A 21,950-nucleotide genomic window follows, 5' to 3' on the forward strand; every position below is an offset into this window, starting at 1 on the left:
TACGGGAAGGGCCCCGTCGACGACCGACCGTCGACGGGGCCCTTCTTCCGTGCGCGCCGTTCTCCTGGCCGCCCGCTACCGCTTCCGGTCGTCCGGCGGGCCGGCCCCCTCGGGGCGGTCGTCCTCGTCCGTGACGGCGTGACCGGGGCCGTCCGCGGCCGCGGCCGCGGGGACGGGCGGTTCCGTCGGGGCGAACGAGATCGCGGTGGCGCCGTGTGGTCCGGGCCCCTGCAGCGCGGCCGCGTCCGGTGTGTACGAGCGCAGGTAGCCGACCACGGTGTTGGTCACGGCGACCAGCGGTACGGCGACGACCGCACCGCCGATGCCCGCCACCATGCCGCCCGCCGCGACCGAGAGCACGACGGCCAGCGGGTGGACGCGTACGGCGCGGCCGAGGATGAAGGGCTGCAGGATGTGGCCCTCGATCTGCTGCACGGCGAGGACCACGATCAGCACCATCAGGGCGGTGAACACGCCCTGGGTGACGAGCGAGACGACCACGGCGAGCGCTCCGGAGACCACGGCGCCGACCAGCGGGATGAAGGCGAAGAGGAAGATGAAGACGGCGAGCGGGACGGCCATCGGCACATCGAGGAAGTAGATCCCGAGCCCGATGAAGATCGCGTCGATCAGGGCCACGATCACCGTGCCCCGCACATAGGCGGTCAGCGTCCGCCAGGCGCGCGGTCCGGCGCCCGCGACGCCGGGCCTCGCCTGGGAGGGCACGAGCTTCAGCACCCAGTGCCAGATGCGCTTGCCGTCGTGGAGCAGGAAGAGCGTGGAGAACATCGCCAGCAGCAGCCCGGTGAGGAACTCCACCATCACCGTGACGCCCTGGAGCCCGGCGGAGGTGATCTCCTCGGTGTTGGTGCCGATGGTGTCGCTGAGGTTCTTCGCGATGTCGTTGATCTGCGACTCGGTGACATGGAACGGACTGTCCAGGAGCCAGCGCTTCAGCTCGTCGATGCCGTCACGGACGCGGTCCGAGAGGGTGTCCAGATTGTCCATGACCTGCCAGACGACGAACCACCCGACCAGGCCCATGACCACGAAGCCGAGCACCGCCGTGACCGCGGTGGCCAGCCCGCGCGGGAGCCCGAGCCGCCGCAGCCGTACGACGGTGGGCTGGAGCATCGCCGTCACCAGCAGCGCGGCGACGAACGCGAGGACGACCAGCTGCACGGCGCTGATGATCCGCATCAGCACCCAGAGCGTGCCGGCCAGGACCAGCAGCCGCCAGCCCGCCTCGGCCGCGACGCGCATCCCCCAGGGGATCGCCGCCACGGGTTCGGGCTTGGCGGCGACGGAGGGGGCGTAGTCGGGCGGGCGCGGGACCTGCTCGGCGGCGACGGTGGAGAGCGTCGACGAGGACACGCTCGTGGCGTCGGCCTCGGCGCGACGCTCGTCCTCGGCGCGGCGTTCTTCCAGGCGCGCCCCGATCTCGGTGAGTTCGGCGCCCAGCCGGCCGAGCCACCCCGGAAGTTTCGACATGGAATTTCCCTTCCCCCATACGCTCCGCACACGCCCCCGGAGCTGTCCGGACGACCGTACACGCGAGATGCCCCGCACCGTGAAGACGGTGCGGGGCATCTCGGAGTTGAGCGGGGGACCTCGCGAGGTCTAGTACCAGTGGTTGGCCTGCCAGAACGACCACGCCGCACACGGGCTGCCGTAGCGGTCGCTGTTCATGTAGCTGAGGCCCCACTTGATCTGGGTGGCCGGGTTGGTCTGCCAGTCCGCGCCCGCCGACGCCATCTTGGAGCCCGGCAGCGCCTGCATGATGCCGTAGGCCCCGGAGGACGGGTTGGACGCCCGGTAGTTCCAGCCCGACTCGCGCTCCACGATGTTGCTGAAGCACTGGAACTGGTCGGCCGGCATCATCTGACGGGCCATCGCCTGGACCTCGGCGACGCTGTAGGAGCCCTTCGCCGAGAACGAGGTCGCGTCACGGACGGAGGAACGGCTCGCGCGCTCGGCCTCCTTCTCCTTGGCCTCGCGCTCCGCCTCCAGCTTGTCCTCGGCCGCCTGCTTCTTCGACTTGGCGTCCTTGGCGGCCTGGATGCGGGCCGTCTCCTCGGCGGACTTCTTCGCCGCCGCGTCGGCCGCGGACGCCTGGGCGTCGGCCTGCTGCGTCAGCGAAGCGGTCTGCACCTGGGCCTGCTGGCCCGCGGGGATGTCTGCGAGCAGCGTGGTGTCGGCTGCGGCCGCCTCGAAGTTGTTGTCGTCGACAGCGGGAGTGCTGCCCGACGCAACGCCCACGACGGCGCCTACGGTGGTGACCGCGGTGGCAGATGCCACGGCGAACCCCCGGACCGAGATCCGGCTCACACGGTGTCCTTCCAGCATCGCCCGCTTAGGTGACCTCGCGGGCGCAATCGTGCCCCTGAACACTGGCCTCCCTACTGCTTGGGTCACGGGAGACTCGGGCCCGGTGGGCAGCTTCCTGACGGAAGTGCCACGTGGTGCTCGCGGGCGGCATACGGACGGCGGTTGTTGAGTTGTGTGGTGCGTGGCGCCTCTGGAGGTGCCCAAGTGCCGTATGCGGGGCCTGACGGAAGCAAGACTCTGCCGGAAGGACACGGTGCGTTGCAATTCTGTGTTGCGTGTGAAAGGTCACATCCCGTTTGGCGCACAACTTTTTCGGAAATGACGGCGCAGCACAATGCCGCCCGGCTAAGCTCCTTGGCTCACCGGGCGGCATCTATGGGGTGTTCCTGGTCAGATGTGGCCGTCCTCCAGCATTTCGGTCACGAGCGCGGCGATCGGCGAGCGCTCGGAGCGGGTGAGCGTGACGTGCGCGAAGAGCGGATGCCCCTTCAGCTTCTCGACCACGGCGACGACTCCGTCGTACCTGCCGACCCTGAGGTTGTCCCGCTGCGCCACGTCGTGGGTGAGCACCACCCGCGAATTCGCCCCGATCCGGGACAACACGGTCAGCAGGACGTTCCGCTCGAGGGACTGCGCCTCGTCCACGATGACGAAGGCGTCGTGGAGCGAGCGGCCCCGGATGTGGGTGAGCGGCAGGATCTCCAGCATCCCGCGCCCCAGCACCTCTTCGATGACCTCGCGCCCGGCGACCGCCGACAGCGTGTCGAAGACGGCCTGCGCCCAGGGGCTCATCTTCTCGGCCTCGCTGCCGGGGAGATAGCCGAGCTCCTGCCCGCCGACCGCGTACAGCGGGCGGAAGACCATCACCTTCTTGTGCTGCCGGCGCTCCAGCACGGCCTCCAGGCCCGCGCAGAGCGCCAGGGCCGACTTGCCGGTGCCCGCCCGGCCGCCCATGGACACGATGCCGACGTCCGGGTCGAGGAGCAGATCGAGCGCGATGCGCTGCTCGGCGCTGCGGCCGTGGATCCCGAAGGCCTCCCGGTCGCCGCGTACGAGACGGACATTGCCCTCGGCCGTGACCCTGCCGAGCGCCTTGCCGCGCTCGGACTGGAGGACCAGTCCCGTGTGGACGGGGTGCTCGGCGGCCTCGGGGATGTAGAGGGTCTCCTCACCGAACAGGAGGTCGACCTGTTCGGCGGCGACGGTCAGCTCCGACATCCCGGTCCAGCCGGAGTCGGTGATGGCCAGTTCGGCGCGGTACTCCTCGGCGAGGAGTCCGACCGAGGACGCCTTGATCCGGAGCGGCAGGTCCTTGGAGACGACGGTGACGTCGTACCCCTCGGCCTGCAGATTGCGTGCGACCGCGAGGATCCGTGAGTCGTTGTCCCCCAACCGGTAGCCGGCGGGCAGGACGCCGGGGTCGGAATGGTTGAGTTCGACACGGAGCGACCCGCCCAGGTCCCCGAGGGGGATCGGGGCGTCCAGCCGGCCGTAGCGGACGCGGAAGTCGTCCAGCAGGCGCAGGGCCTGCCGGGCGAAGTATCCGAGCTCGGGGTGGTGCCTTTTGGCCTCCAGCTCCGTGACCACGACGACCGGCAGCACGACTTCGTGCTCGTCGAAGCGGGCCATGGCGTTGGGGTCGGCCAGCAGGACGCTGGTGTCGAGAACATAGGTGCGCCTGTCGGGCATGCGGCGCTTAGTGCTGGTCACCACGGAAGGACGTACCCCCTCGGACGAGGTCGGGGAGTGCGACGCAGGTCGCGGAACTTCCCCAAGGGAGAGGACGGACCGGGTTCGGACCCTGTGCGCGGGCCGAACGCCGGCCCTCCGCGTCGGCCGCACGGTGTGCGGTCCTTCGTGTGCAAAGGGCCTCCCGGGCGAGCGGGCTGGGTGCCGCTCACTTGGCTGCGACGTCCGCCTGGTTGCTGACCGGACATCGACCTGAGAGCTGTATTCCCTCGAACACGCGAAGCCATGCCCCCGCCTGCGACGAGGTGCGCCGGGGCGGGTTCCGTGCTGTCCCGTCTCCCGCCCCCGCGCCGTGCGCCCTCAGGCCCCGTAGCGCCGGTGCCGCGCCGCGTAATCACGCAGGGCGCGGAGGAAGTCGACCTTGCGGAAGGCGGGCCAGAAAACTTCGCAGAAGTAGTACTCCGAATGCGCGCTCTGCCAGAGCATGAAGCCCGACAGCCGCTGCTCCCCGCTCGTGCGGATCACCAGGTCCGGGTCGGGCTGTCCGCGGGTGTAGAGGTGCTCGGAGATCAGGTCGGTGGAGACGACCTCGGCGAGCTCCTCGAAGGTCGTGCCCTTGGCGGAGTGCTCCAGGAGGAGGGAGCGCACCGCGTCCGCGATCTCCTGGCGGCCTCCGTAGCCGACGGCGACGTTGACGATTATCCCGTCGACGCCCGCCGTGGCCTCCTGCGCCTCCTTGAGGACCGTCTGGGTCCGTGCGGGCAGGAGGTCGAGGGTGCCGACGTGGTGGACCCGCCAGCGCCCGTCGGAGGCCAGCTGGCGGACGGTGTTCTCGATGATGCCGAGCAGCGGGATGAGCTCCGCCTCGGGCCGGTCGAAATTGTCCGTGGACAGCAGCCAGAGGGTGACGACCTCGACATCGGTCTCGCTGCACCAGCCGAGCAGCTCGGAGATCTTGTCGGCCCCGGCCTGGTGCCCCTGCACGGCCGAACCGCCGGACGCCTTCGCCCACCGGCGGTTCCCGTCGAGGATGACTCCGATGTGCTTGGGCACCTGGTCGTGATCCAGGCGGCCTTCCACCCGGCGTGCGTAGAGCCCGTACACCAGGTCGCGCAAGTTCACTGAGTTCACCCTCTCGGTTCCGTAGCGGGCCCGAGGCCCGCCCTCCCCCTCACCGGGGGTCCGGGGCCGCCCCCCGGGGGATCGCCGTGCGGTCCGCGCTCTCGCGCCGCGGATCGGCATGTCCCGAAGCGGCCACATTACTGCGGACGGGTCACGGGGGCCCAACCCGGCCTGTCACAACTCCGTGATAAGGAGTGAAACGTGACTGATTCACTCTCCTACCTCGCCGATACCGCACGCTACGACTCCATGGAGTACCGCCGCACCGGCCGCAGCGGGCTCAAGCTCCCTGCCGTCTCGCTCGGCCTCTGGCACAACTTCGGCGACGACCGCGCCCTGGGGTCCCAGCGCGCGATCCTGCGCCGTGCCTTCGATCTCGGCGTGACCCACTTCGACCTGGCCAACAACTACGGCCCGCCGCCCGGCTCCGCCGAGCTGAACTTCGGCAAGCTCTTCCGCCAGGACTTCGCGCCGTACCGGGACGAGCTCGTCATCTCCACCAAGGCCGGCTATCTGATGCACCCCGGCCCGTACGGCGAGTGGGGCTCCCGCAAGTACCTGCTCTCCTCGCTCGACGCGTCGCTGGAGCGGATGGGGCTCGACCACGTCGACATCTTCTACTCGCACCGTTTCGACCCGTCCACCCCGCTGGAGGAGACGATGGGGGCGCTCGCCTCCGCCGTGGGGCAGGGCAAGGCGCTGTACGCGGGGGTGTCCTCCTACAACGCGGAGCAGACCGCGGAGGCGGCCAGGATCCTGCGGGAGATGGGTGTGCCCGCCCTGATCCACCAGCCGTCCTACTCGATGGTCAACCGCTGGGTGGAGTCCGACGGGCTGCTCGACACCCTGGAGGCGGCGGGCATGGGCTGCATCTCCTTCGCACCGCTCGCCCAGGGGCTGCTCACCGGCAAGTACCTGACGGGCATCCCCGAGGGGTCGCGCGCGAGCCAGGGCAAGTCCCTGGACCCGGGGCTGCTGTCGGAGGAGATGGTGCGCCGGCTGCGCGGGCTGAACGACATCGCCCAGGGGCGCGGCCAGTCGCTGGCACAGCTGGCGCTGAACTGGGTCCTGCGGGACAGCCGGATGACCTCGGCCCTGATCGGCGCGTCGAGTGTGAAGCAGCTGGAGGAGAACGTGGCCGCTCTCGCGGCACCGGCGCTGACCGGCGCCGAGCTGAAGGAGATCGACACCTTCGCCGTGGACACCGCGAGCACCAACATCTGGGCGAACCGGGGCTGATCCGTCGCCGGGCGGCCGGGATCCCCCTCCGCGGCCGGAGGGCCGCCACCGGTCCCCACACGGGCCGCACAGGGGGCCCACGGTCCGGGCACAAAAAACGGGCCGGTCCGTGGGGGGGGTTACGGACCGGCCCGAGGGGGGGTTTCCACCATAACCCTTCGTAAGTGATGCTGCGTGCCACGCCACCGAATAATCACTCTCCGAATTCGGCGGGCTGCGCTGAGGGAACGCCCGCGGGGTGCCGTGGAGGACGGTTTCCGTCCTGTACGGGTCCTGCGTTCGGCGCACGACGGTGGGGAAGGTGACGGGGGACGGCGTGACGGGGGACGGCGTGGCGGGGGGCGGCGCGACGGGGGACGGCGTGGCGGGCGGGCGACGACGCGGCGGGCTCAGAGGGGCGGGAGGGCGGCGTGGCGGGCTCAGCCAGCGACGAAGCGGATCGCCACCGTGTCGCCGCCGTGGACCACGAAGTCGCCGTTCTCGCAGCGGATCACCGCCTCGCGCACCTCGCCGTGGCCGTCGCGCCGCTCCTGTGTGCCGGTGACCGTCCAGGCGCCGCCGTACGGGGGCGGCGGCAGCCGGTCGAGCTGTTCGAACTGCCACTGACCGGCGGGTACGCACCAGTCGGGGAGGCAGGGCCAGGCGCCGGAGCTGATACTGAGCGTGCGGTCGGACGCACAGGTCAGCAGGACCGACTGCCCGCCCTCCAGCACGAATTCGACGGCTTCGGGCTCCCCCGCGCGGCCCTCGGGCCGGTAGAACAGGCCCTGTACGGCGGCGATCCGCGCACCCGTGAGCCAGTCGGCCCTCCCGTGGCGCGGCCGGCCGGACGGAGGGCTCATCTCCTCGCCCGGCAATTCCCTTCCCACCGACATGACCTGCTCCTTCGTTGTGCGCTCAACCACCAGGGTCGCACTACTCGTGGGTAGGACGGAGGGGCGGGTGATGCCGTTGCATGCACGGTCCGTGAAGTCGCGCTCAGCGGGGGCTCGTTGACGTCTCCCCCGGCTTGCACGCCTCGATCAGGAAGCGGGCGCTGTGCGCGACGAACGGCCCCTCCTCCTCCATCTTCCGGTGGAGCGAGCGCAGTTGCGGCAGGTAGGCGCCGACAGTGAATCCGGGCACCATCCAGATGACCTTGCGGAGGAAGTAGACGACGGCGCCGATGTCGAGGAACTCGATGCGGAGCCGCTCGGCGCGCAGGTCGGCCACCTCCAGCCCGGCGGCCTCCGCGTCGTCCGCCGCCTGCCGCGGATCCCGGGCACCGCGCTCCGCGGCGGACCGCGGACCGAGGAAGTACTCGACGAGCTCGAACACGCTCTCCCGCCCCACCTGCTGGGAGAAGTACGTACCTCCGGGGGCCAGCACCCGGGCGATCTCCTCCCACCAGGTCGTCACCGGATGGCGGCTGACGACCAGGTCGAAGGCGCCGTCCGCGAAGGGCAGCGGCGGTTCGTCGGGGTCCGCGACGACGGCGGCGCCGCGGGGATGCAGCAGCGCGGTGGCACGGGCGACGTTCGGCGGCCACGACTCGGTGGCCACGGTGAGCGGTGCCAGCACGGGGGCGGAGGCGAGCACCTCCCCTCCCCCGGTCTGGATGTCCAGCGCGGCCCGGGCCTCCGCCAGCCGCCCCGCCATGGCGCGCGCGTACCCCCACGACGGGCGCTGTTCGGTGGCCCTGCCGTCGAGCCAGGAGAAGTCCCAGCCCTCGACGGAGACCGCGCCGGCCTCCTCGACGAGCGCGTCGAAGCGCGCGTCGGAGGCGGAGGGGACGGAAGGTGCGGAGGATCCGGTCATACGGAAAGGGTCGCAGCCTGCCGCGCCCCGGCGCGACCGGATATTCCGCACGTCCGTGCGTGGGGTGAGGCTCACGCGGCGAGGCCCCCGAACAGCAGGCCGACCAGCGCTCCCGCGATCATGAACGGGCCGAACGGGATGCCCGTCCTGCGCCCGGCGCGCCGCAACAGCATCAGTCCCGCCCCGTAGAGCGCGCCGAACAGGAATCCGGCGAAGCCGCCCGCGCAGAGCACCCCCCAGCCGTACCAGCCGAGCGCCACGCCCAGCGCGACGGCGAGCTTCACGTCACCGAAACCCATGCCACCGGGGTTGATCAGGAAGAGCAGGAAGTAGAAGGCGCCGAGCGCCGCCCCGCCGAGCAGGGCGGAGGTCCAGGACCCGCCGTGCTCGGGCAGCAGGGCCGCACCGCCCAGGAGCACGGCGGCGGCGACGGCCAGCGGCAGGGTCAGCGTGTCGGGGAGCCGGTGGACACGGCGGTCGATGACGGCGAGGAGCACGGCGACGGGAGCCAGCAGCAGCCAGACGGCGGCCTCGGGCCGGGTGCCGGTGGTGGCGGCCAGGGCCACGCAGGCGAGCACGGTGACCACGGGGGCGACGCAGGCGGGCGCGTAGCGCCTGCGCCCGGCCGGCGACGGGTCCCTCGGCGCCGCGCCTCCCTGGAGCGAGGGGACGGCCACGGCGCACGCCGCGCACCTGGCCGGTCCGAGCCAGCCCCGGGCGGGCCCGGTGAACGCGTGCCCGGCCGGGCACGCGTCCCGCCACGGCTCCTCGGGCTCGACGGAGAAGCGGTACGCGGCGCGCGGGAGCAGCAGTCCGGCGGCGGCGCCCCAGAGCGCGGCGACCGCAATGAGTGTGGCGTCCACGGACGCGACCCTAATCGGGCCCGCCCTGCGGGGTCTTGGGCCCTGGGGCCCACTGTGGGCCGTTCCGGACCCACGCGGCGGGCCGGGGGTCTACGGTCGGTCCCCATGGGGACATGGCGTGACGGCGGCGGGACACTGACGGTCGGGGCGGACGCCGAGGTGCGGGAGGTGCCGCTGCGCATAGCCGCCTCCTACCGGGCGAGGGCCCGTGGGCTGCTCGGCGTGGACGGCGTCGAGGGCGCGCTGCTGATCACCCCCTGCGGGAGTGTGCACACCTTCCGGATGCGCTTCCCCATCGACGTGGCCTACCTGGACCGGAGGTTCCACGTGCTGGCGGTCCGCACGATGAGACCCGGACGCCTCGGGATGCCCAGGCTCCGCGCCCGCCACGTGGTCGAGGCGGAGGCCGGGGCGATGGAGCGCTGGGGCCTGAGGCCCGGGACGCGGGTGCGGGTCTCCGTGCCCGCTACGGAAGTTTCGCCGCCTGTGCGGTGACGAGGGCGTCCGGGACCTCCGGTGCCGTCTCCGTCAGGAAGTTGGCCGCGTAGAAGGTGACGACCGTCGACCCGGTCCGTACGAGGTGGAAGACGAGCGGCACCCTGACGCCCTCCAGGCTGCCCGTCACCTGGTAGGCGAACGACTCCTGGCCCGCCCCGGGCGCGGGCAGCGTCTTCACCCCGGTGTAGGTGGACGGGCCGTCCTCGCTCGTCGTCCGGAACCCGTCGGCGCAGGCCCGTACGGCTTCCCGGACCGAGCGCAGCAGCTCCTCGGCGCCGCCCTTCGGGTGCGAGGTGAGGATCTCGGTGACGACGGTCCGGTCGTCCTCGCCCTCCTCCGCCGTGTCCATGGCCGTACGGAAGACGATGGCGGCCGGGGCGGGTTCGGGCGAGCCGTTGATGATCGCGGCGATCGGCCGGCAGGCCTCGTCCTCCGCCTTCTCGGTGCCGCGCTCGTCGGTGCCCTCCAGGGGCGCGATCTCGTAGCCGGGCACCTCGCCCGTGGTGAGGGCCACCTTCGCGAGTTCGGCCTCGGTGAGGGTCCTGCCGTCGCTGGTGGGGGCGGGAGAGGCGGCGGCCTCGGGCGTGGCGGCGGAGTCGGCGGACGGTGCCTGCGAGGTGGCGGCCTTGCCGGGCCCCTTGCCGCCCTTGTCACCCGCGCCGTCGTCGGCGCCGTCCGGGCCGCAGCCCGCGGCCGCCAGGCAGAGGACGAGCGCGCTCGCCGCCACGACCGTGGTCCGTACCCTCATCGCTCACCGCTCCCGACCGACGCGCTCCGGACCAGCACGCTAACAACCGGGCCGCTCCCGGCGCGTGGGCCCGTGGGCCCAACTCACGGCGGGCCGGACCCCAGCAGCGTCCAGGCCCCGTACGCGGCGGAGCCGACGGCGAGCGCGGCGAGCACCGCGCCCGTGCGCGCCGTCGTGCGCAGCCCCGCCAGCGCGACGGCCGGGGGCAGGAGCAGGGGGAACGCGGGCATCATCAGGCGCGGACGGGAGCCGGCATGCGGCCGGGTGTGGCCACAGGTGCCCGCCCCGCTCCCAACCACTCAGCGGTCCCTGGGCGCGCGGGCCCGAGGGCCCGGAGGCGGGCTGACCGAAGCACCTTCTGTGCCGAGGTCCGAGAGCGGCCGGCTACTGACACAAAACGGCTCCCCGCACCCGAGGGCGCAGAGAGCCGTCCGGTTCGACCGACGAGGTCAGCCGTTGTTCGTCCAGTCCTTCCGGTTGCAGTACCCGTCGCCGTAATCGGCAGTATGCAGGCACACCTGGAACGTGTACTTCCGGCCCTCGGGAAGGTCGTATGCGCCGCCCTGACTGGCACGCTTGGTCACGCACGTCCCATTGCCGCCGGCCTGCAGCGTGTACCGCACCACGCCACTGGTGTCCTTGACCCACCCCTTGGCGGCCTGGCCGTCGGCATCGGTGTCGCACACCTTGACGATGTCACCGTACTTGGTGAACTCCATCGTTCCGCCGGCGAAGACGATGTGCCCCAAGGTGGTCATCTTGTAGTCGGCAGCGACAGCGGCATTGGCCCCGAGGAACGTGAACGCGGCGGCGGCGCCGAACACGGTGACGAGCTTACGAGTCTTCAAGAGATCCCCCTGGTTGAAATGGATGCCCGCGAACGATACCAAGAAAATCGAACGAACGTAGTAATTTAACAGCGGTGCAATGTGGATAGAGCAGGGCAAATCTCAGCCTCCGAACGGCAACTGACTCGGCTGCCCACCACGCTGCTGACGGAGAGCCGCGACAAGGCCCGCGCCCGGTCCATGGGGTCGAGCGCCTCCCGCTCCGCCAGGGCGCCGCGGATCGACACGCCGCGGAGGCTCAGGTCCTGGGCGCTGTCGAAGCCCATGGCCACGGCGAACTCCTCCGTGCAGCGGGCGGGGCCGCACCATTCCATCAGCCCTTGCCGGAGGAGAAGGGACTCCTCGTCGGTCAGGGGCAGTTGCTCGGCCGTGGGCACGCGCCCTCACCTTCAGGTTGCGGCCCGGCCCGGCGCCGTGGGGGGAGCGCCGGGACGGGCGACGATCACCTGCTGCGCAGACGCTAGGGGCACGGCGGGCCCCCGTCTTGGGCCCAGGGGCCCAACTCGGGGCCTCAGCCGTCCAGGTCCGCGTCCACGGGCGGCCGGCCCCCTCGGCATTGAACCGGCGTCAGCGGTCCCAGGGAGGTTCCGCCGGGCGGCGGCGCCACCACCAGCCCCGGTCGGCGACCGCCGCACCCGATCCGGTGAGGCGCCCGGTCAGCGCGCCGGTGTCGTCCTCGGTGCCGCGCCGGAACACCTCGTCGAGCTCCGCCACGGCCCGGACGAGCGGCTCACGCACCGCACCGGCCGCCTCGGTCAACTCCGCCAGCCGGTCGCGGGTGCGCAGGTCATCGACGTACAGCTCGGCGCTGTAGCGTCCGCCCGGGAGCCATCCCGCCTCGATCCGGCGCACCAGCCGCTCCCAGAGCAACAGCGCCTCGCGCGCCCGGTTCGCCGGACTCGCGGCCGGCGCTGCGCGGTGCGGGTCGGTCGCCGCGGCGAAGGCATCGGTGACCGGGGTCCTTACGTGCTGCTCGCGCAGGATCTCGGCCAGCACCTCGACCCGGGCCGCCGGGAGCTGTTTCATCGGAGCCTCGACCGCGTCGACCGAGAGGGCCGGGGGGCCGTCGTCCCCGTCGTCCTCCAGCACCCGCGCCCGTGCGACCGTCCCGTCCGGGCCCACCGCCCAGTACGCGGACGGCGGCTCCTCCTCGGCGGGATACAGGACCGTCGTACCGAGGCCGCCGGCAAGCCGCAGGGCCGCTTCCGGCTCCGCCGGCGCCGCCACCGCGTCCGCCACGGAAACGTCCCAGGCGAGGGCCAGGTCCCCGGTCACGGAGTCGTACGTGCAGAGCACCGGGGCGTCCCAGTTCCTGTCGTCCGTGTCCCCGGTGCAGGCGACGTCCACGTCCCGCGTCTCCACACCCAGCGCACCGGCCAGTGCCGACGCCATGGTGTGCGGCGGGGGACGGTGCACCGTCAGGAAGGTGTAGAACTCCGTCACGAATAGGTCCCGTCGTAGACCTTCTTGGCCTTCTCGACCACCTCAGGATGCTGGTTAAACCGGGGGTCCCTTGTCAAAGCGGGGGAATCGGTCCTGCCTCCCGCCTTGGCGATCTCCTTGAGCGCGGCGTACTCGTTCCGGTCGAGTTCCACGAGGCCCTTGCCCGAGATGGGGAAGGTGCGGCCGCTCTCCTCCACCCCGTACTTGCGCCCGTTGATCTCGTAGGCGTTGCCGTTGTCGACGAGCTTGGCCTTGCCTTCCGCGATTCCCTGGATGTCCTTCTGGACGGCGGCCTCGTTGCCCTTGAGGACGACGGTGTTCTTCGGCCCCACCTTGCCGTGCTTCGCGCCGGCGATGGTGTGCCGCGCGTTCGGCGGCTTGAGCTTCTTGCCCGCGGCCGGCCCCGTGACACTCGGGTCGGTCTCGAACTCACAGTCGTTGTTGTGCACCAGGGCGTCGGCTGCGCCGACCCCGACGTAGTAGGCGTGGATGCCGTCGACCGAGAGGTCGTGCGTCGTTTGCCGCTCCGTGCGGCGGGAGACCCCTGTCACCACGAGCGAGGCGCCGCCGGGCAGCCGCAGACGTTCGCCGGTCCTGATGTCGCCGGCGTCCACCCAGTCCTGCCTGCTCGTGAGCCAGAAGGGGTGCGTGTCGGTGGCGGTGACGCGGCCGGCCGGGGTCACCAGCTCGGTGAAGTGCTTGTCGTCGTGCGTGGTGAACGTGTCCGTCACGCGTCGCACCTCGGTGACACCGCGCGCCGGGTCGGTGGCGAGCACCTCGTCCCCGGGCCGCAGCGACTCGATGGCGACACGTCGGCCGCCGGCGACGAGCACCGGGGTGCCGGGCGGGAAGCTGTGGCTGACAGCGCACGTCGTGGGCGTGTCGTCCTTCTTCGGGGGGTCCTTCTTCCCGGCCTTCTCGGCGTCGAGCTTCTTCTGCGCGTCGGCGAGCTTCTTCTCGGCTTCCTTGACCTTCTTGCGGTTCTTGACCAGGCCCTTCAGCCCGTCGTACAGGTCGCCGCCGTGCTTCTTCAGCGCCTGGATCAGCTTCGCGGCCTTCTTCCACTTCCACGGCGCCCCGTACTTCGCCGCGAGCTTCCCGACCGCGCCGCCCACCAGGCTCAGCAGCACGTTGATCAGGGTCTCCGTGCAGGCGCCCATGTCGCCCTCGGTGATGCAGTCCAGGGCGTCGGTGATCCCCAGCTCCTCCGCGAGGATCCTGGCGAGTTCCTTGGCCGCTTCGAGCGCCTTGTCGGAGCTGGACTTCTCCGCCGCCTGTGCGTCCTGCAGCTCCTTCAGCGCGGCGTCGTAGTCGATCTGCGACTGCGACGTCGGCGATCCGTCGTCCGCCACCGGCTCGCCGTCACCCGGTGAACCCTGCGCCCCCGGGCTCCCGCCGCCACCGCAGTCCCCGCCGCCGCTGATCCGGCACACCTGCTGCCCGAGCTTCTCCGACAGCTCGGCACCGATCCCCGTCGCCACCAGGGCGCCGATGATCGCCGCGACCACCATGACCAGGCCGACGTACTCGATCGCCCCCTGACCGCGCTGCCCCCGCCGCAGCCCGGCCATGCGCACGCCTGTCCGCGGCACCCTCTCCCTCGACCAACGGCGTAACCGACGACGTACATCCCCCGGACCAGTCATACAGGCGAAGCTAACCGCGCGGCACGGCAGCGGTCTTGGGCCCACGGACCCAACCTGGCACCGTGTGCACCCCTGTCGCGGCCGGCCACCGGCCGTCCCGGAACGACCGTCCCCGTGTCGCGTCCGCCGGCCGTGCGCCGGACGCCTGCAGGACGGTGCAGGGGGAATCCCACGAGGGCAGAGGTCCGTGCCCGTCCGCCCTCTCCCCCGCTCCGGGGCGGGGCGGCTCGTCGCCAGGGGCCTCGGCGTCCAGGACGTAGAAGTCCACCTGCTCCGCGATGATCTCCAGCCGCGCCGCGGGAAGGAACGAGAACTCCGCGCGGACGAGGTCGTCGAGCCGTCCGGGGGCGCCGGACACGACCGTCAGTTCCCTCCGGGGCTCCGCGCCCGCGCCACCTCCGTCCGGCTGCGACGCCGTGCCCGCGTCCCACCCGAAGGTGCGCAGGCCGCGCACCACCAGGAGCGCGGCATTGCCCTCGTCGAAACGGAGAGCGGTGCGCAGCCCGAAGAGCAGCGCGGCCGTGGACGTGACCCTGCTGACCCGGCAGTCCAACAACCGGGCCTCCTGGAGCGCGTCCGGCTCGCGCAGCGGATCGGGCTCGGCCGCCCCGGGCCGTGAGGGCACGCGTACGCCCTCACCGGCGAGGTCGTTCACGGAGATCATCGGATCGGAGTGTGGTGAGGGAGCTCGGACGTGCCGGCCAGCGGGTTCGCCCCGCGGACCCGCCTGTTCATGGTGGACCACCAACCAGTCATGCGAGGGACGGTAACGACCCTTCGGCGCAGCGGTCTTGGGCCCGTGGACCCAACGAGGCAGGTCATCGGTCCGCCCTCGGGTGCCGACGTCACGCCCGCGAGGCGCGCACAGAGGAGGACCGCGGCCCGGGGCCGGACGCTTGTGCCCGCTGCCGCCCTTCCCCGGACGGGAGTTGGGTCTTGATTTAGGGCCGAGGGCCCAGGTGGGACACGCGCCGCGACCGTACATTCGCCTCCGGGAGAGCGGGGCCGGAGTCGACGAGAGGGCGGACCGTGAGCGGTGGCAGCGACTGGGGAGGCGGAGCCCCGGGCCAGGCGCCGCAGGGTGTCTCCGGCGGTCGGAGCGGGTGGTTCTTCCCACTGTGTCGCAGCTGGGCGGCGGGGGCGCTCGTCTACATCGCCTCCGGCTATCTGGTGGCCCGGGCGCTCGTCGAGACGCTCGCCACCGACGACCGTCTCGAACTCTTCGGCTGGCGGCTCGGGTTGCTCCACCTCCCCGGCGTCCTGGTGACCGTCCTGACGGTCCTGGCCGCCGCCCGTGCCCTTCCCGACCGGCAGCGGGAGTCGCTCCTCCTGCGTCTGTCGGCCACGCTCGCCGTGCCCGTCGCCGGACTCGCCCAGGGCTACGCCGTCACCTGGGACGTCGTGGGGACGGAGGGCGTCCTCATGCCGGTGGTCGTGATGGCCACGGGCGCCGCCGTGGGCCTGGCCCTGGACCGGTTGCTCGAGGACCGGGGCCCGGAATCCGGGTCCCCGGCGGCGTACCGGCGCTCGTACGACTGGCGCGATCAGGGCGCCACGGCCACGGAGTACCTCGGGGTCGTCGTCCTGGTCGTGGCGCTGATCGGGGCGCTCGCCATGGCCGGCATCGGTGGCCGGATCGGGGAGGGCATCCGCTGTGCCATCAGCTCGCTCACGGGGGGCGGCGGCGGCTGCACGACCGGCGGCGAGGGCACCGCGCAGCCGAAGACCGACGCCGACTACGAACCCAGGCTCTGCCAGATCTCCAACGTCTCCGACACGGCGGGCGGCAAGGTCAAGATCGGCTGGTTCGAGTGGGGTGAGGAGTACGGCTTCCAGCAGAAGGTCGCGCAGGCCAACACCGACGTCAACGAGGACGGCACGGTCGACGAGAACGACAAGCTCGTCTACATGACGTTCACCGACGCCGCGTCCGCGGGCGTCAACGCCAGCACCCCGGGCGTGAAGCTCGGGAGCCTGGGCAAGGCGGACGTCGACATCGGCGGCGGCATCAAGATTACCAACGGTGACACCTGGGTCTTCAGGAGCGAGGAGGACGCCCAGAAGATGCGGGACGACATCGAGGAAATGAAGATGTGGGAGACCTCGATGACGCACAGCGGCGGCTACGGCGGCAACTGGTACTCCGGCATGAAGTGGGCCGAGAAGAAGGAGGACATCGAGAAGAAGATCGGCGACAAGAAGATCTCCTACTCGACCATCGGCCTCAACGTCTACGCCGACGGCGGGCTCTCCCTCAAGCCGGCCGACGAGACCGCGCTGAGCGCGAAGCTCGGCGGCAAGGCCAAGTTCTCGCCCGAGGTGACGATCAGCAAGGACGACGTCAACGGCAACGAGTCGTACACCTACACCGCCAAGCTGGAGCTCGAGGGCAAGGTGAGCGGCAACGCGGGCCCGCTGGGCGGTACGGCCGGAGCCAAGGACACCCGCACAGGAGCCGTCACCGTCACCCGCGACCAGAAGACCGGCAAGATCGTCCGGATCGACATGACGCAGACCCTGGAAGGGACCTCCACCTCCGACAAGGCCGAGGCGGGAGGCGACAACGGCCAGAAGGACAAGGACAAGCGGGGCGGGAAGGGCGGCGTCACCGACTCCTCCGGGGACACGGGCATCGAGGTGCGGACCAACTCGATCGTCTTCGGCAAGGAGACCGACGACGCCACCGAGGCCAAGCGTGCCGTCGCCGAGCAGTGGCTCGACGGCTCCGGCGACAACACCGCCCCGTTCGAGTACATGTTCGGTGACCACACGCTGGAGCAGAAGCCCACGGGGACCGACCCCTTCGAGCAGCTGATGTTCCTGGACGGTCTCTCCAGCTCGATGCGGTACCACGGCGAGACGGACGCCCAGGAGTTCGGCTTCGAGGTCTCCCTGGGTATGAGTCTGGGGTTCTCGATCTCCGACGAGCACAAGCAGGAGACACTGACGGACGCGCAGTTCCTGGGAGTTCCGCAGGGCGGTACGCGCACGTACCTCCCATACAGCTACTGCGCGCAGTGAACACGCGCGACGAAGGGGCGATGACCTTGACGAGATCCAAGCCGCTGCTGGGCGCGGCACTTGCCGCCGCCCTCGGCCTGCCCCTCCTCGGCGGCTGCGCCGGCGCCGACACCGCCGCCGTCCCGGACGGCTGGGGCACGCTCGACACGAAGAGCGTCTCCGTCGGCTACCCCAAGGACCAGGGGTACGCGCCGCAGCCGGCGGCCGAGCGCGGCAAGGCCAACGCCGCCGTCGCCCTGAAGGAGGAGAAGGGGCTGCGCACCGGCATGGTCTCGGTCCAGCTGGACTTCGCCACGGGGGTCGGTGACGCCGGGGAGGCGGCAGCGGCTGCGGGCGCCGGGATCGGCCTGGGCGCGACCCGCCAGGACACCCGGGACGTGCGTCTCGCGGGCGAGGAGAGCGCCCGCGAAGCCCGCAGGATCGACTACGAGTTCACATCGAGCGGCGAGGACGCGACTCCCGCCGAGGGCACGCGGATGACGGGTGTGGTGGTGGCCGGGGTCGACTCCGGGGACGTACCGTTCGCCATCCGGATCAACGCGGTGAAGGGCGCGCTGAGTCCGGCGGACCTCGACTCCTTCGTCGAGTCGATCACCGTCAGGTGACCCGCCCCGATTCCGTCCGACCCGCACCGGAGCTTCGTTCATGGACGTACTGCCGGGTGGCACGGCCACCTTCCTGCTGTTGTTCGGCCTGTTCCTGGGCGCCTTCGCGGTCCGGTCGGCCCTCAGGCTGAACCGCGTGCTGCGGCTGGTGCGGTCCGGTGAGCGGGCCGAGGGCCGCTGCTCGGACCGGCGGGTGGTGGACCGCGGCCGGGACGCGGAGAACCGCTACCGCACGGAGTACGTCTTCGCCTTCCGCACCCCGGACGGCCGCGACGTGGAGTTCACCGACCACGCCCCCGGCCCGTTCGGCTTCGAGGTCGGGGCGCCGGTGCGCGTCTCCTACGACCCGGCGGCCCCGGACCGGCGGGCGACCGTGGCCGGGCCGGGGGCGTGGGGGCCGATACTGATGCCCGCGGTGTTCGCGGGGGTGCTGGGACTGTTCGCGCTGGGACTGCTGGCGGGGTTCGCGGCGACGGTGGGCTGAGCGGGGTCCGCGTGGTCGTACGTCAGAGTTTGGCCCGGTCGAAGGGCGTGGTGAGCGGCTCCAGCGCACCCGCCGTCCGGAGCTCCGTGTTGACGTCGATGACGGTCCCCGCGGACGGTGTCCGCGTACCGCCCCTGGTCAGGTCGATGATCAGCCCGCCGTTCGCAACCGGCGTGTACGCGCCCGGCAGCCCGTCGGGGGCGAGGGACGCCCTCCGCCCGGAGAGGAAGACGGCCCTGCCGCAGCGGGGGTCGGAGTTCTCCAGGCCGAAGTGGTCGGTCACCGCCCGGTACAGCGGCCTGTCGTACACCTGCCCCGCGTCGATGTCCCACGCCTCGCCGATGGCGGCCAGGATCTCGGGGGTGCGGCGGATGACGTCCGCGTCCTCGCCGACCGTGCGCGAGCGGAGGGAGACCGAGACGGAGTTGGTGACGTACGGCGACGATCCGCCTGCCCGGACCGCCGAAGTCACCTTCGCCGCTTCGTGGTTGTGCGCCCACAGGGACGCCCCGTAGCCGACCACGTCGAGGTCCGGTCCGGTGTTCTCCCGGACGATGTAGTCCGCCAGCGCGGAGACGGAGGGGATCAGCTGAGGGTCGGCCGGGACGCCGTCCCCCGCCTCGTGCCATCCGTGGAACGTCCCGCCGTCGATGTCCCCGAGCCGCGCCAGAGTGGCGTACCAGCGCTGGATCATCCCAGTTGCCGCTGCCGCTCCATGCCCTCGGTTCCGCGTGAGGGGGTTCGCCCTCTCCGAGATGTGAGGGCTTCGGCGTCGAGCGCCCGGCGCACCGATGAGTTTTCCGCGCTGCGGGGGTCCTATTGGCAGTAACGCCCACCACCGCGGTACGGCCCCTACGTGAACCGGAGAAATGAACATGGCAACAGCGCGAGAGCAGTCGGCCGGAGTCGAGGCCAGTGTCACCTCCGCCGACGGCACCGAGATCGCATTCGAGCAGTCGGGCCGCGGGCCGGCCGTCGTCCTGGTTGCCTCGGCACTGGCAGACCGCTCGGACACGACCAAACTCGCCGCTCTCCTCGCCCAGCACTTCACTGTGATCAACTACGACCGGCGCGGACGGGGTGCCAGCGGTGACGCCAATGCTTACGCCCCCGATCGCGAGATTGAAGACATCGCCGCGTTGGTCGAACACGTCGGCGGTTCGGCGTCGCTGTTTGGCTCGTCCTCCGGAGCGGTCCTCGCCCTGCGCGCGGCCGCTGCCGGAGTGAACGTCGACCGCCTGGCTCTGTATGAGCCGCCGTTCGTGGTCGCCGAAGGCGACGACGGGCCGCCCAAGGATCTCGCGCAGCAGATCGCCGTGCTGCTTGCGGAAGGCCGGCACAGTGACGCGGTCAAGTACTTCATGACCAGAGTGCAGGGCATGCCCGGCATCGCCGTGTTCTTCATGAAGCTCATGCCGAAGATGTGGGCAAACCTCACCAAGCTGGCCAGCACTCTGACCTATGACATCGCGGTCATGGGCGATACCCAGCAAGGCAAGCCGCTCGATGCCGAGGAGTGGAAAGGGGTGGCCGTACGCACCCGTGTGTTGACCGGCGGCAAGAGCCCGGCCGCGTTCCAGCGCTCCGCCCTCGCCGTCACCGAGATCCTGCCGCAGGCCGACCACCGCACTCTGCCCGGGCTCAACCATGGCGCCGTCGTCATGGCTCCGAGGAAGATCGCCCCGCAGATCATCGAGTTCATCATGGGATGAGCTTGTCGTTCGAGCGGTTCGGCGGCGCTCGGTACCCCTCCTGGCACTCGGAGCGGAGCGCGACCCCCCTCCAACTGACCGCCGCCCCTGACGACCACAACTTACGGGGCAGCCCTGAGGAGCGCTTCGTCACCTCGGGCGATCCCGCCTGGTGGTGGGCACCCTTTCGGTGTGAAACTGGGGGACGTCGAGCGGCTCCGGTGATCACGCGAAGACACCGCATAGGGAGTTCGGCACTTCGCCTTCGACCCTCTACGCCCTTCCGTCCGAACCAGCTTCCTCTTCGCCTACCGAGGGAGCACCACCCAGGACTTGACGCCCAGGTCCGGCGGCTGTGCGCCGGCGAGACCCCACTCACCGCCCCAGTCGTCGACGACGGCGGCCAGCAGCCAGAGCGCCCGGCGGCGGCGCGCGCCGCAGAGGGCGAGGGCGTCCGGGTCGGCGTGGCGGGCGTGCTGGTCCCAGAGGACCAGGCGGAGAGCGCCGTCGCGGTGGCGCAGTGAGAGATAGAGGTCGCGGCCCGGTGTGAGCGCGGCGTTGACGGCGATCAGTTCGCCGACGACGTGGGCGACCGGCCAGGCGTGGGAGCGGAACCCGCACGTGGGCAGGGCCGCGGTGACCGCACGCCGCCCCACCGAGGCGCTGCGCGGGTCACCGGGCAGGGTGAGGCTGAGGACGAGTCCCCGGTGCGGTTGGGATCCGGGCCCGAGCGCGGGAGGCTGTGACCTCGCGGGGCACAGAGCGGTGCGTGGGGGCGGAGGCGAGTACGGGTGCATGGCTGACTCCCTTGTGCAGGTGCCGGGTTGCTGTCACCGCTGCTGCGGCCGAGCTGTGGCCTGTCTCCCTGGCACGGGCTTGCCCCTCCCAGGGCAGGAGGGCGCGGGCAAGGCCGTGCGATGCACTTCGGCGGGCGCGCAGCGTGTGTGCGGTGCGTGACTCAATGTAGCCACATGCGGGGCAAAATTGCCCTCGCATGGACGGAAGTGAACCCTTTCGTGGCTGCGCCACGCGCGCAGGCGGCAGACTGCCGGTGACCGCACGCGGAGAGGAACTGCATGGCAGCGAGGACGTCCCCTACCGAACGCCAGAGGCGACTTGGGGCTGAGCTGCGGAGAATGCGCACGTCAGCCGGTGTCTCGGCCGAGTCTGCGGCCGGACTCCTCGGCGTCGATCGCGGCAAGATCTCCAACATCGAGTCGGGCGCCCGGCCCATCAGCGGGGATCGCCTGCGCACCCTGGCCCGCTCCTGCGGGTGCACCGACGCCACGTACGTTGACGCGCTCGTCGAGATGGCCCAGCAACGCAGCCGAGGCTGGTGGGAGAAGTATCGGGGTTCGCTTCCTCAGGGGATGCTCGACATCGCGGAGTTGGAAGCCCACGCCCTACGCATGCGAGCGGCGTACGCGATGCACATGCCCGGCCTGTTCCAGACGACCGAACACGCTCTTGCTCTGTTCCGAGTGGTCATTCCGCACCTGCCCGAGCGCGAGATCACTCTGCGGCTGGCTCACCGGGTGGAGCGCCAGGCCGTGCTCGATGGCGATGCGCCGCCTCCCTACACCGCCATCGTTCATGAGGCAGCTCTGCGGATGCAGTTCGGCGGGCGTTCCGTGGCGCGCGCTCAGCTGGAACGCCTGCTGGAGAAGTCCGAGCTGTCCCATGTGAGGCTGCTGGTCACCCCCTTCGTCGCGGGAGCGTTTCCTGGAGCCGGGCAGACGGTGCTGTACGCGGAAGGCCCTGCGGACCCGTTGGACACCGTGCAGATCGACAACTCGCACGGCCCGGTCTTCGTCCATTCGGAGACCCAGTTGGCGAAGTACCGGGCTCACCTGGACTGGATGGAACGGATCGCCCTGCCGCCTCGTGAGTCACGGGACTTCATCCGCACGATCGCACACGAACTCTGA

23 protein-coding genes are annotated in these 21,950 nt (G+C 71.2%); 7 read left to right on the top strand and 16 right to left on the bottom strand.

Annotated features, from left to right (window positions below):
* Positions 1-75 precede the first annotated feature (75 nt).
* The 4 genes from B9S57_RS25305 to B9S57_RS25320 all read right to left on the bottom strand — a co-directional run bounded on the left by B9S57_RS25305 (position 76) and on the right by B9S57_RS25320 (position 5,139).
* The gene (locus B9S57_RS25305) at positions 76-1,491 is read right to left on the bottom strand and encodes an AI-2E family transporter (RefSeq protein WP_103759527.1); all 1,416 of its coding nucleotides are present in this window, start codon (positions 1,489-1,491) and stop codon (positions 76-78) included.
* A 129-nt stretch (positions 1,492-1,620) separates the two neighbouring features.
* Positions 1,621-2,328 carry a lytic transglycosylase domain-containing protein gene (locus B9S57_RS25310; RefSeq protein ID WP_103759528.1) on the bottom strand — a complete coding sequence of 236 codons (708 nt, stop codon included), beginning with the start codon at positions 2,326-2,328 and terminating at the stop codon, positions 1,621-1,623.
* Positions 2,329-2,718: 390 nt separating this feature from the next.
* The gene (locus tag B9S57_RS25315) at positions 2,719-4,041 is read right to left on the bottom strand and encodes a PhoH family protein (RefSeq protein ID WP_103759529.1); all 1,323 of its coding nucleotides are present in this window, start codon (positions 4,039-4,041) and stop codon (positions 2,719-2,721) included.
* 336 nt (positions 4,042-4,377) lie between these two features.
* Positions 4,378-5,139 (bottom strand): isoprenyl transferase, encoded by a 762-nt coding sequence (locus B9S57_RS25320; protein ID WP_103759530.1) that lies wholly within the window; start codon positions 5,137-5,139, stop codon positions 4,378-4,380.
* A 201-nt stretch (positions 5,140-5,340) separates the two neighbouring features.
* On the opposite strand from B9S57_RS25320, the gene mgrA reads away from it, so the two are divergent.
* Positions 5,341-6,378, top strand: a complete 1,038-nt coding sequence (gene mgrA / locus B9S57_RS25325; RefSeq protein WP_103759531.1) for an L-glyceraldehyde 3-phosphate reductase — start codon at positions 5,341-5,343, stop codon at positions 6,376-6,378.
* Positions 6,379-6,797: 419 nt separating this feature from the next.
* On the opposite strand, the gene B9S57_RS25330 is transcribed toward mgrA, so the two are convergent.
* The 3 genes from B9S57_RS25330 to B9S57_RS25340 all read right to left on the bottom strand — a co-directional run bounded on the left by B9S57_RS25330 (position 6,798) and on the right by B9S57_RS25340 (position 9,038).
* Positions 6,798-7,253 carry a hypothetical protein gene (locus B9S57_RS25330; RefSeq protein WP_103759532.1) on the bottom strand — a complete coding sequence of 152 codons (456 nt, stop codon included), beginning with the start codon at positions 7,251-7,253 and terminating at the stop codon, positions 6,798-6,800.
* Positions 7,254-7,356: 103 nt separating this feature from the next.
* Positions 7,357-8,175, bottom strand: coding sequence for a class I SAM-dependent methyltransferase (locus B9S57_RS25335; RefSeq protein WP_103759533.1), 819 nt, complete (start codon positions 8,173-8,175; stop codon positions 7,357-7,359).
* 71 nt (positions 8,176-8,246) lie between these two features.
* On the bottom strand, positions 8,247-9,038 hold the full coding sequence (locus B9S57_RS25340; protein WP_103759534.1) for an A24 family peptidase: 792 nt from the start codon (positions 9,036-9,038) through the stop codon (positions 8,247-8,249).
* Between the two features lie 105 nt (positions 9,039-9,143).
* On the opposite strand from B9S57_RS25340, the gene B9S57_RS25345 reads away from it, so the two are divergent.
* Positions 9,144-9,533, top strand: coding sequence for a DUF192 domain-containing protein (locus B9S57_RS25345; protein ID WP_103759535.1), 390 nt, complete (start codon positions 9,144-9,146; stop codon positions 9,531-9,533).
* Here the strand turns inward: B9S57_RS25345 and B9S57_RS25350 are convergent.
* The 7 genes from B9S57_RS25350 to B9S57_RS25380 form a co-directional block, all read right to left on the bottom strand.
* A complete protein-coding gene (locus B9S57_RS25350; protein WP_103759536.1) occupies positions 9,505-10,284 on the bottom strand; it encodes a hypothetical protein in 780 nt (259 codons plus the stop codon). The genes B9S57_RS25345 and B9S57_RS25350 overlap by 29 nt on opposite strands.
* Before the next feature lie 83 nt (positions 10,285-10,367).
* The gene (locus B9S57_RS25355) at positions 10,368-10,517 is read right to left on the bottom strand and encodes a hypothetical protein (RefSeq protein WP_219818589.1); all 150 of its coding nucleotides are present in this window, start codon (positions 10,515-10,517) and stop codon (positions 10,368-10,370) included.
* 216 nt (positions 10,518-10,733) lie between these two features.
* On the bottom strand, positions 10,734-11,108 hold the full coding sequence (locus B9S57_RS25360) for a hypothetical protein (protein ID WP_258036563.1): 375 nt from the start codon (positions 11,106-11,108) through the stop codon (positions 10,734-10,736).
* Positions 11,109-11,197: 89 nt separating this feature from the next.
* A complete protein-coding gene (locus B9S57_RS25365; RefSeq protein WP_103759539.1) occupies positions 11,198-11,509 on the bottom strand; it encodes a hypothetical protein in 312 nt (103 codons plus the stop codon).
* A 190-nt stretch (positions 11,510-11,699) separates the two neighbouring features.
* Positions 11,700-12,575, bottom strand: a complete 876-nt coding sequence (locus B9S57_RS25370) for a hypothetical protein (RefSeq protein ID WP_258036566.1) — start codon at positions 12,573-12,575, stop codon at positions 11,700-11,702.
* Positions 12,572-14,167 (bottom strand): Hint domain-containing protein, encoded by a 1,596-nt coding sequence (locus tag B9S57_RS25375; RefSeq protein WP_181011462.1) that lies wholly within the window; start codon positions 14,165-14,167, stop codon positions 12,572-12,574. The genes B9S57_RS25370 and B9S57_RS25375 overlap by 4 nt, the downstream gene beginning before the upstream one ends.
* 64 nt (positions 14,168-14,231) lie before the next feature.
* Positions 14,232-14,885, bottom strand: coding sequence for a hypothetical protein (locus B9S57_RS25380; protein ID WP_103759541.1), 654 nt, complete (start codon positions 14,883-14,885; stop codon positions 14,232-14,234).
* A 365-nt stretch (positions 14,886-15,250) separates the two neighbouring features.
* On the opposite strand from B9S57_RS25380, the gene B9S57_RS25385 reads away from it, so the two are divergent.
* Genes B9S57_RS25385 through B9S57_RS25395 form a run of 3 tightly spaced genes read left to right on the top strand, consistent with a single transcriptional unit; the run spans position 15,251 to position 18,331 of the window.
* The gene (locus tag B9S57_RS25385; RefSeq protein WP_103759542.1) at positions 15,251-17,242 is read left to right on the top strand and encodes a hypothetical protein; all 1,992 of its coding nucleotides are present in this window, start codon (positions 15,251-15,253) and stop codon (positions 17,240-17,242) included.
* 20 nt (positions 17,243-17,262) lie between these two features.
* Positions 17,263-17,847 (top strand): hypothetical protein, encoded by a 585-nt coding sequence (locus tag B9S57_RS25390; protein WP_103759543.1) that lies wholly within the window; start codon positions 17,263-17,265, stop codon positions 17,845-17,847.
* Positions 17,848-17,887: 40 nt separating this feature from the next.
* Entirely contained in the window at positions 17,888-18,331 is a 444-nt protein-coding gene (locus B9S57_RS25395) for a DUF3592 domain-containing protein (RefSeq protein WP_103759544.1), read from the top strand.
* Positions 18,332-18,353: 22 nt separating this feature from the next.
* Here B9S57_RS25395 and B9S57_RS25400 read toward each other — a convergent pair whose 3' ends face one another.
* Positions 18,354-19,025: a hypothetical protein gene (locus B9S57_RS25400; RefSeq protein WP_103759545.1), complete on the bottom strand. Its 672-nt coding sequence runs from the start codon at positions 19,023-19,025 to the stop codon at positions 18,354-18,356.
* Positions 19,026-19,206: 181 nt separating this feature from the next.
* On the opposite strand from B9S57_RS25400, the gene B9S57_RS25405 reads away from it, so the two are divergent.
* The gene (locus tag B9S57_RS25405) at positions 19,207-20,043 is read left to right on the top strand and encodes an alpha/beta fold hydrolase (RefSeq protein ID WP_103759583.1); all 837 of its coding nucleotides are present in this window, start codon (positions 19,207-19,209) and stop codon (positions 20,041-20,043) included.
* A gap of 287 nt (positions 20,044-20,330) precedes the next feature.
* Here B9S57_RS25405 and B9S57_RS25410 read toward each other — a convergent pair whose 3' ends face one another.
* Positions 20,331-20,819 (bottom strand): ATP-binding protein, encoded by a 489-nt coding sequence (locus B9S57_RS25410; protein ID WP_146057809.1) that lies wholly within the window; start codon positions 20,817-20,819, stop codon positions 20,331-20,333.
* 279 nt (positions 20,820-21,098) lie between these two features.
* Here B9S57_RS25410 and B9S57_RS25415 point away from each other — a divergent pair, with 279 nt between their 5' ends.
* Positions 21,099-21,950: a helix-turn-helix transcriptional regulator gene (locus B9S57_RS25415; protein WP_103759547.1), complete on the top strand. Its 852-nt coding sequence runs from the start codon at positions 21,099-21,101 to the stop codon at positions 21,948-21,950.

Source organism: Streptomyces sp. SM10 (assembly GCF_002910915.1).
Taxonomy (GTDB): Bacteria; Actinomycetota; Actinomycetes; order Streptomycetales; family Streptomycetaceae; genus Streptomyces.

Coding starts and splice junctions, on each gene's coding strand:
- B9S57_RS25350 (WP_103759536.1), bottom strand. CDS start 10,284: ATGAGGGTACGGACCACGGTCGTGGCGGCGAGCGCGCTCGTCCTCTGC.
- B9S57_RS25400 (WP_103759545.1), bottom strand. CDS start 19,025: ATGATCCAGCGCTGGTACGCCACTCTGGCGCGGCTCGGGGACATCGAC.
- B9S57_RS25355 (WP_219818589.1), bottom strand. CDS start 10,517: ATGATGCCCGCGTTCCCCCTGCTCCTGCCCCCGGCCGTCGCGCTGGCG.
- B9S57_RS25305 (WP_103759527.1), bottom strand. CDS start 1,491: ATGTCGAAACTTCCGGGGTGGCTCGGCCGGCTGGGCGCCGAACTCACC.
- B9S57_RS25395 (WP_103759544.1), top strand. CDS start 17,888: ATGGACGTACTGCCGGGTGGCACGGCCACCTTCCTGCTGTTGTTCGGC.
- B9S57_RS25345 (WP_103759535.1), top strand. CDS start 9,144: ATGGGGACATGGCGTGACGGCGGCGGGACACTGACGGTCGGGGCGGAC.
- B9S57_RS25330 (WP_103759532.1), bottom strand. CDS start 7,253: ATGTCGGTGGGAAGGGAATTGCCGGGCGAGGAGATGAGCCCTCCGTCC.
- B9S57_RS25390 (WP_103759543.1), top strand. CDS start 17,263: ATGACCTTGACGAGATCCAAGCCGCTGCTGGGCGCGGCACTTGCCGCC.
- B9S57_RS25405 (WP_103759583.1), top strand. CDS start 19,207: ATGGCAACAGCGCGAGAGCAGTCGGCCGGAGTCGAGGCCAGTGTCACC.
- B9S57_RS25415 (WP_103759547.1), top strand. CDS start 21,099: ATGGCAGCGAGGACGTCCCCTACCGAACGCCAGAGGCGACTTGGGGCT.
- B9S57_RS25410 (WP_146057809.1), bottom strand. CDS start 20,819: ATGCACCCGTACTCGCCTCCGCCCCCACGCACCGCTCTGTGCCCCGCG.
- B9S57_RS25335 (WP_103759533.1), bottom strand. CDS start 8,175: ATGACCGGATCCTCCGCACCTTCCGTCCCCTCCGCCTCCGACGCGCGC.
- B9S57_RS25380 (WP_103759541.1), bottom strand. CDS start 14,885: ATGATCTCCGTGAACGACCTCGCCGGTGAGGGCGTACGCGTGCCCTCA.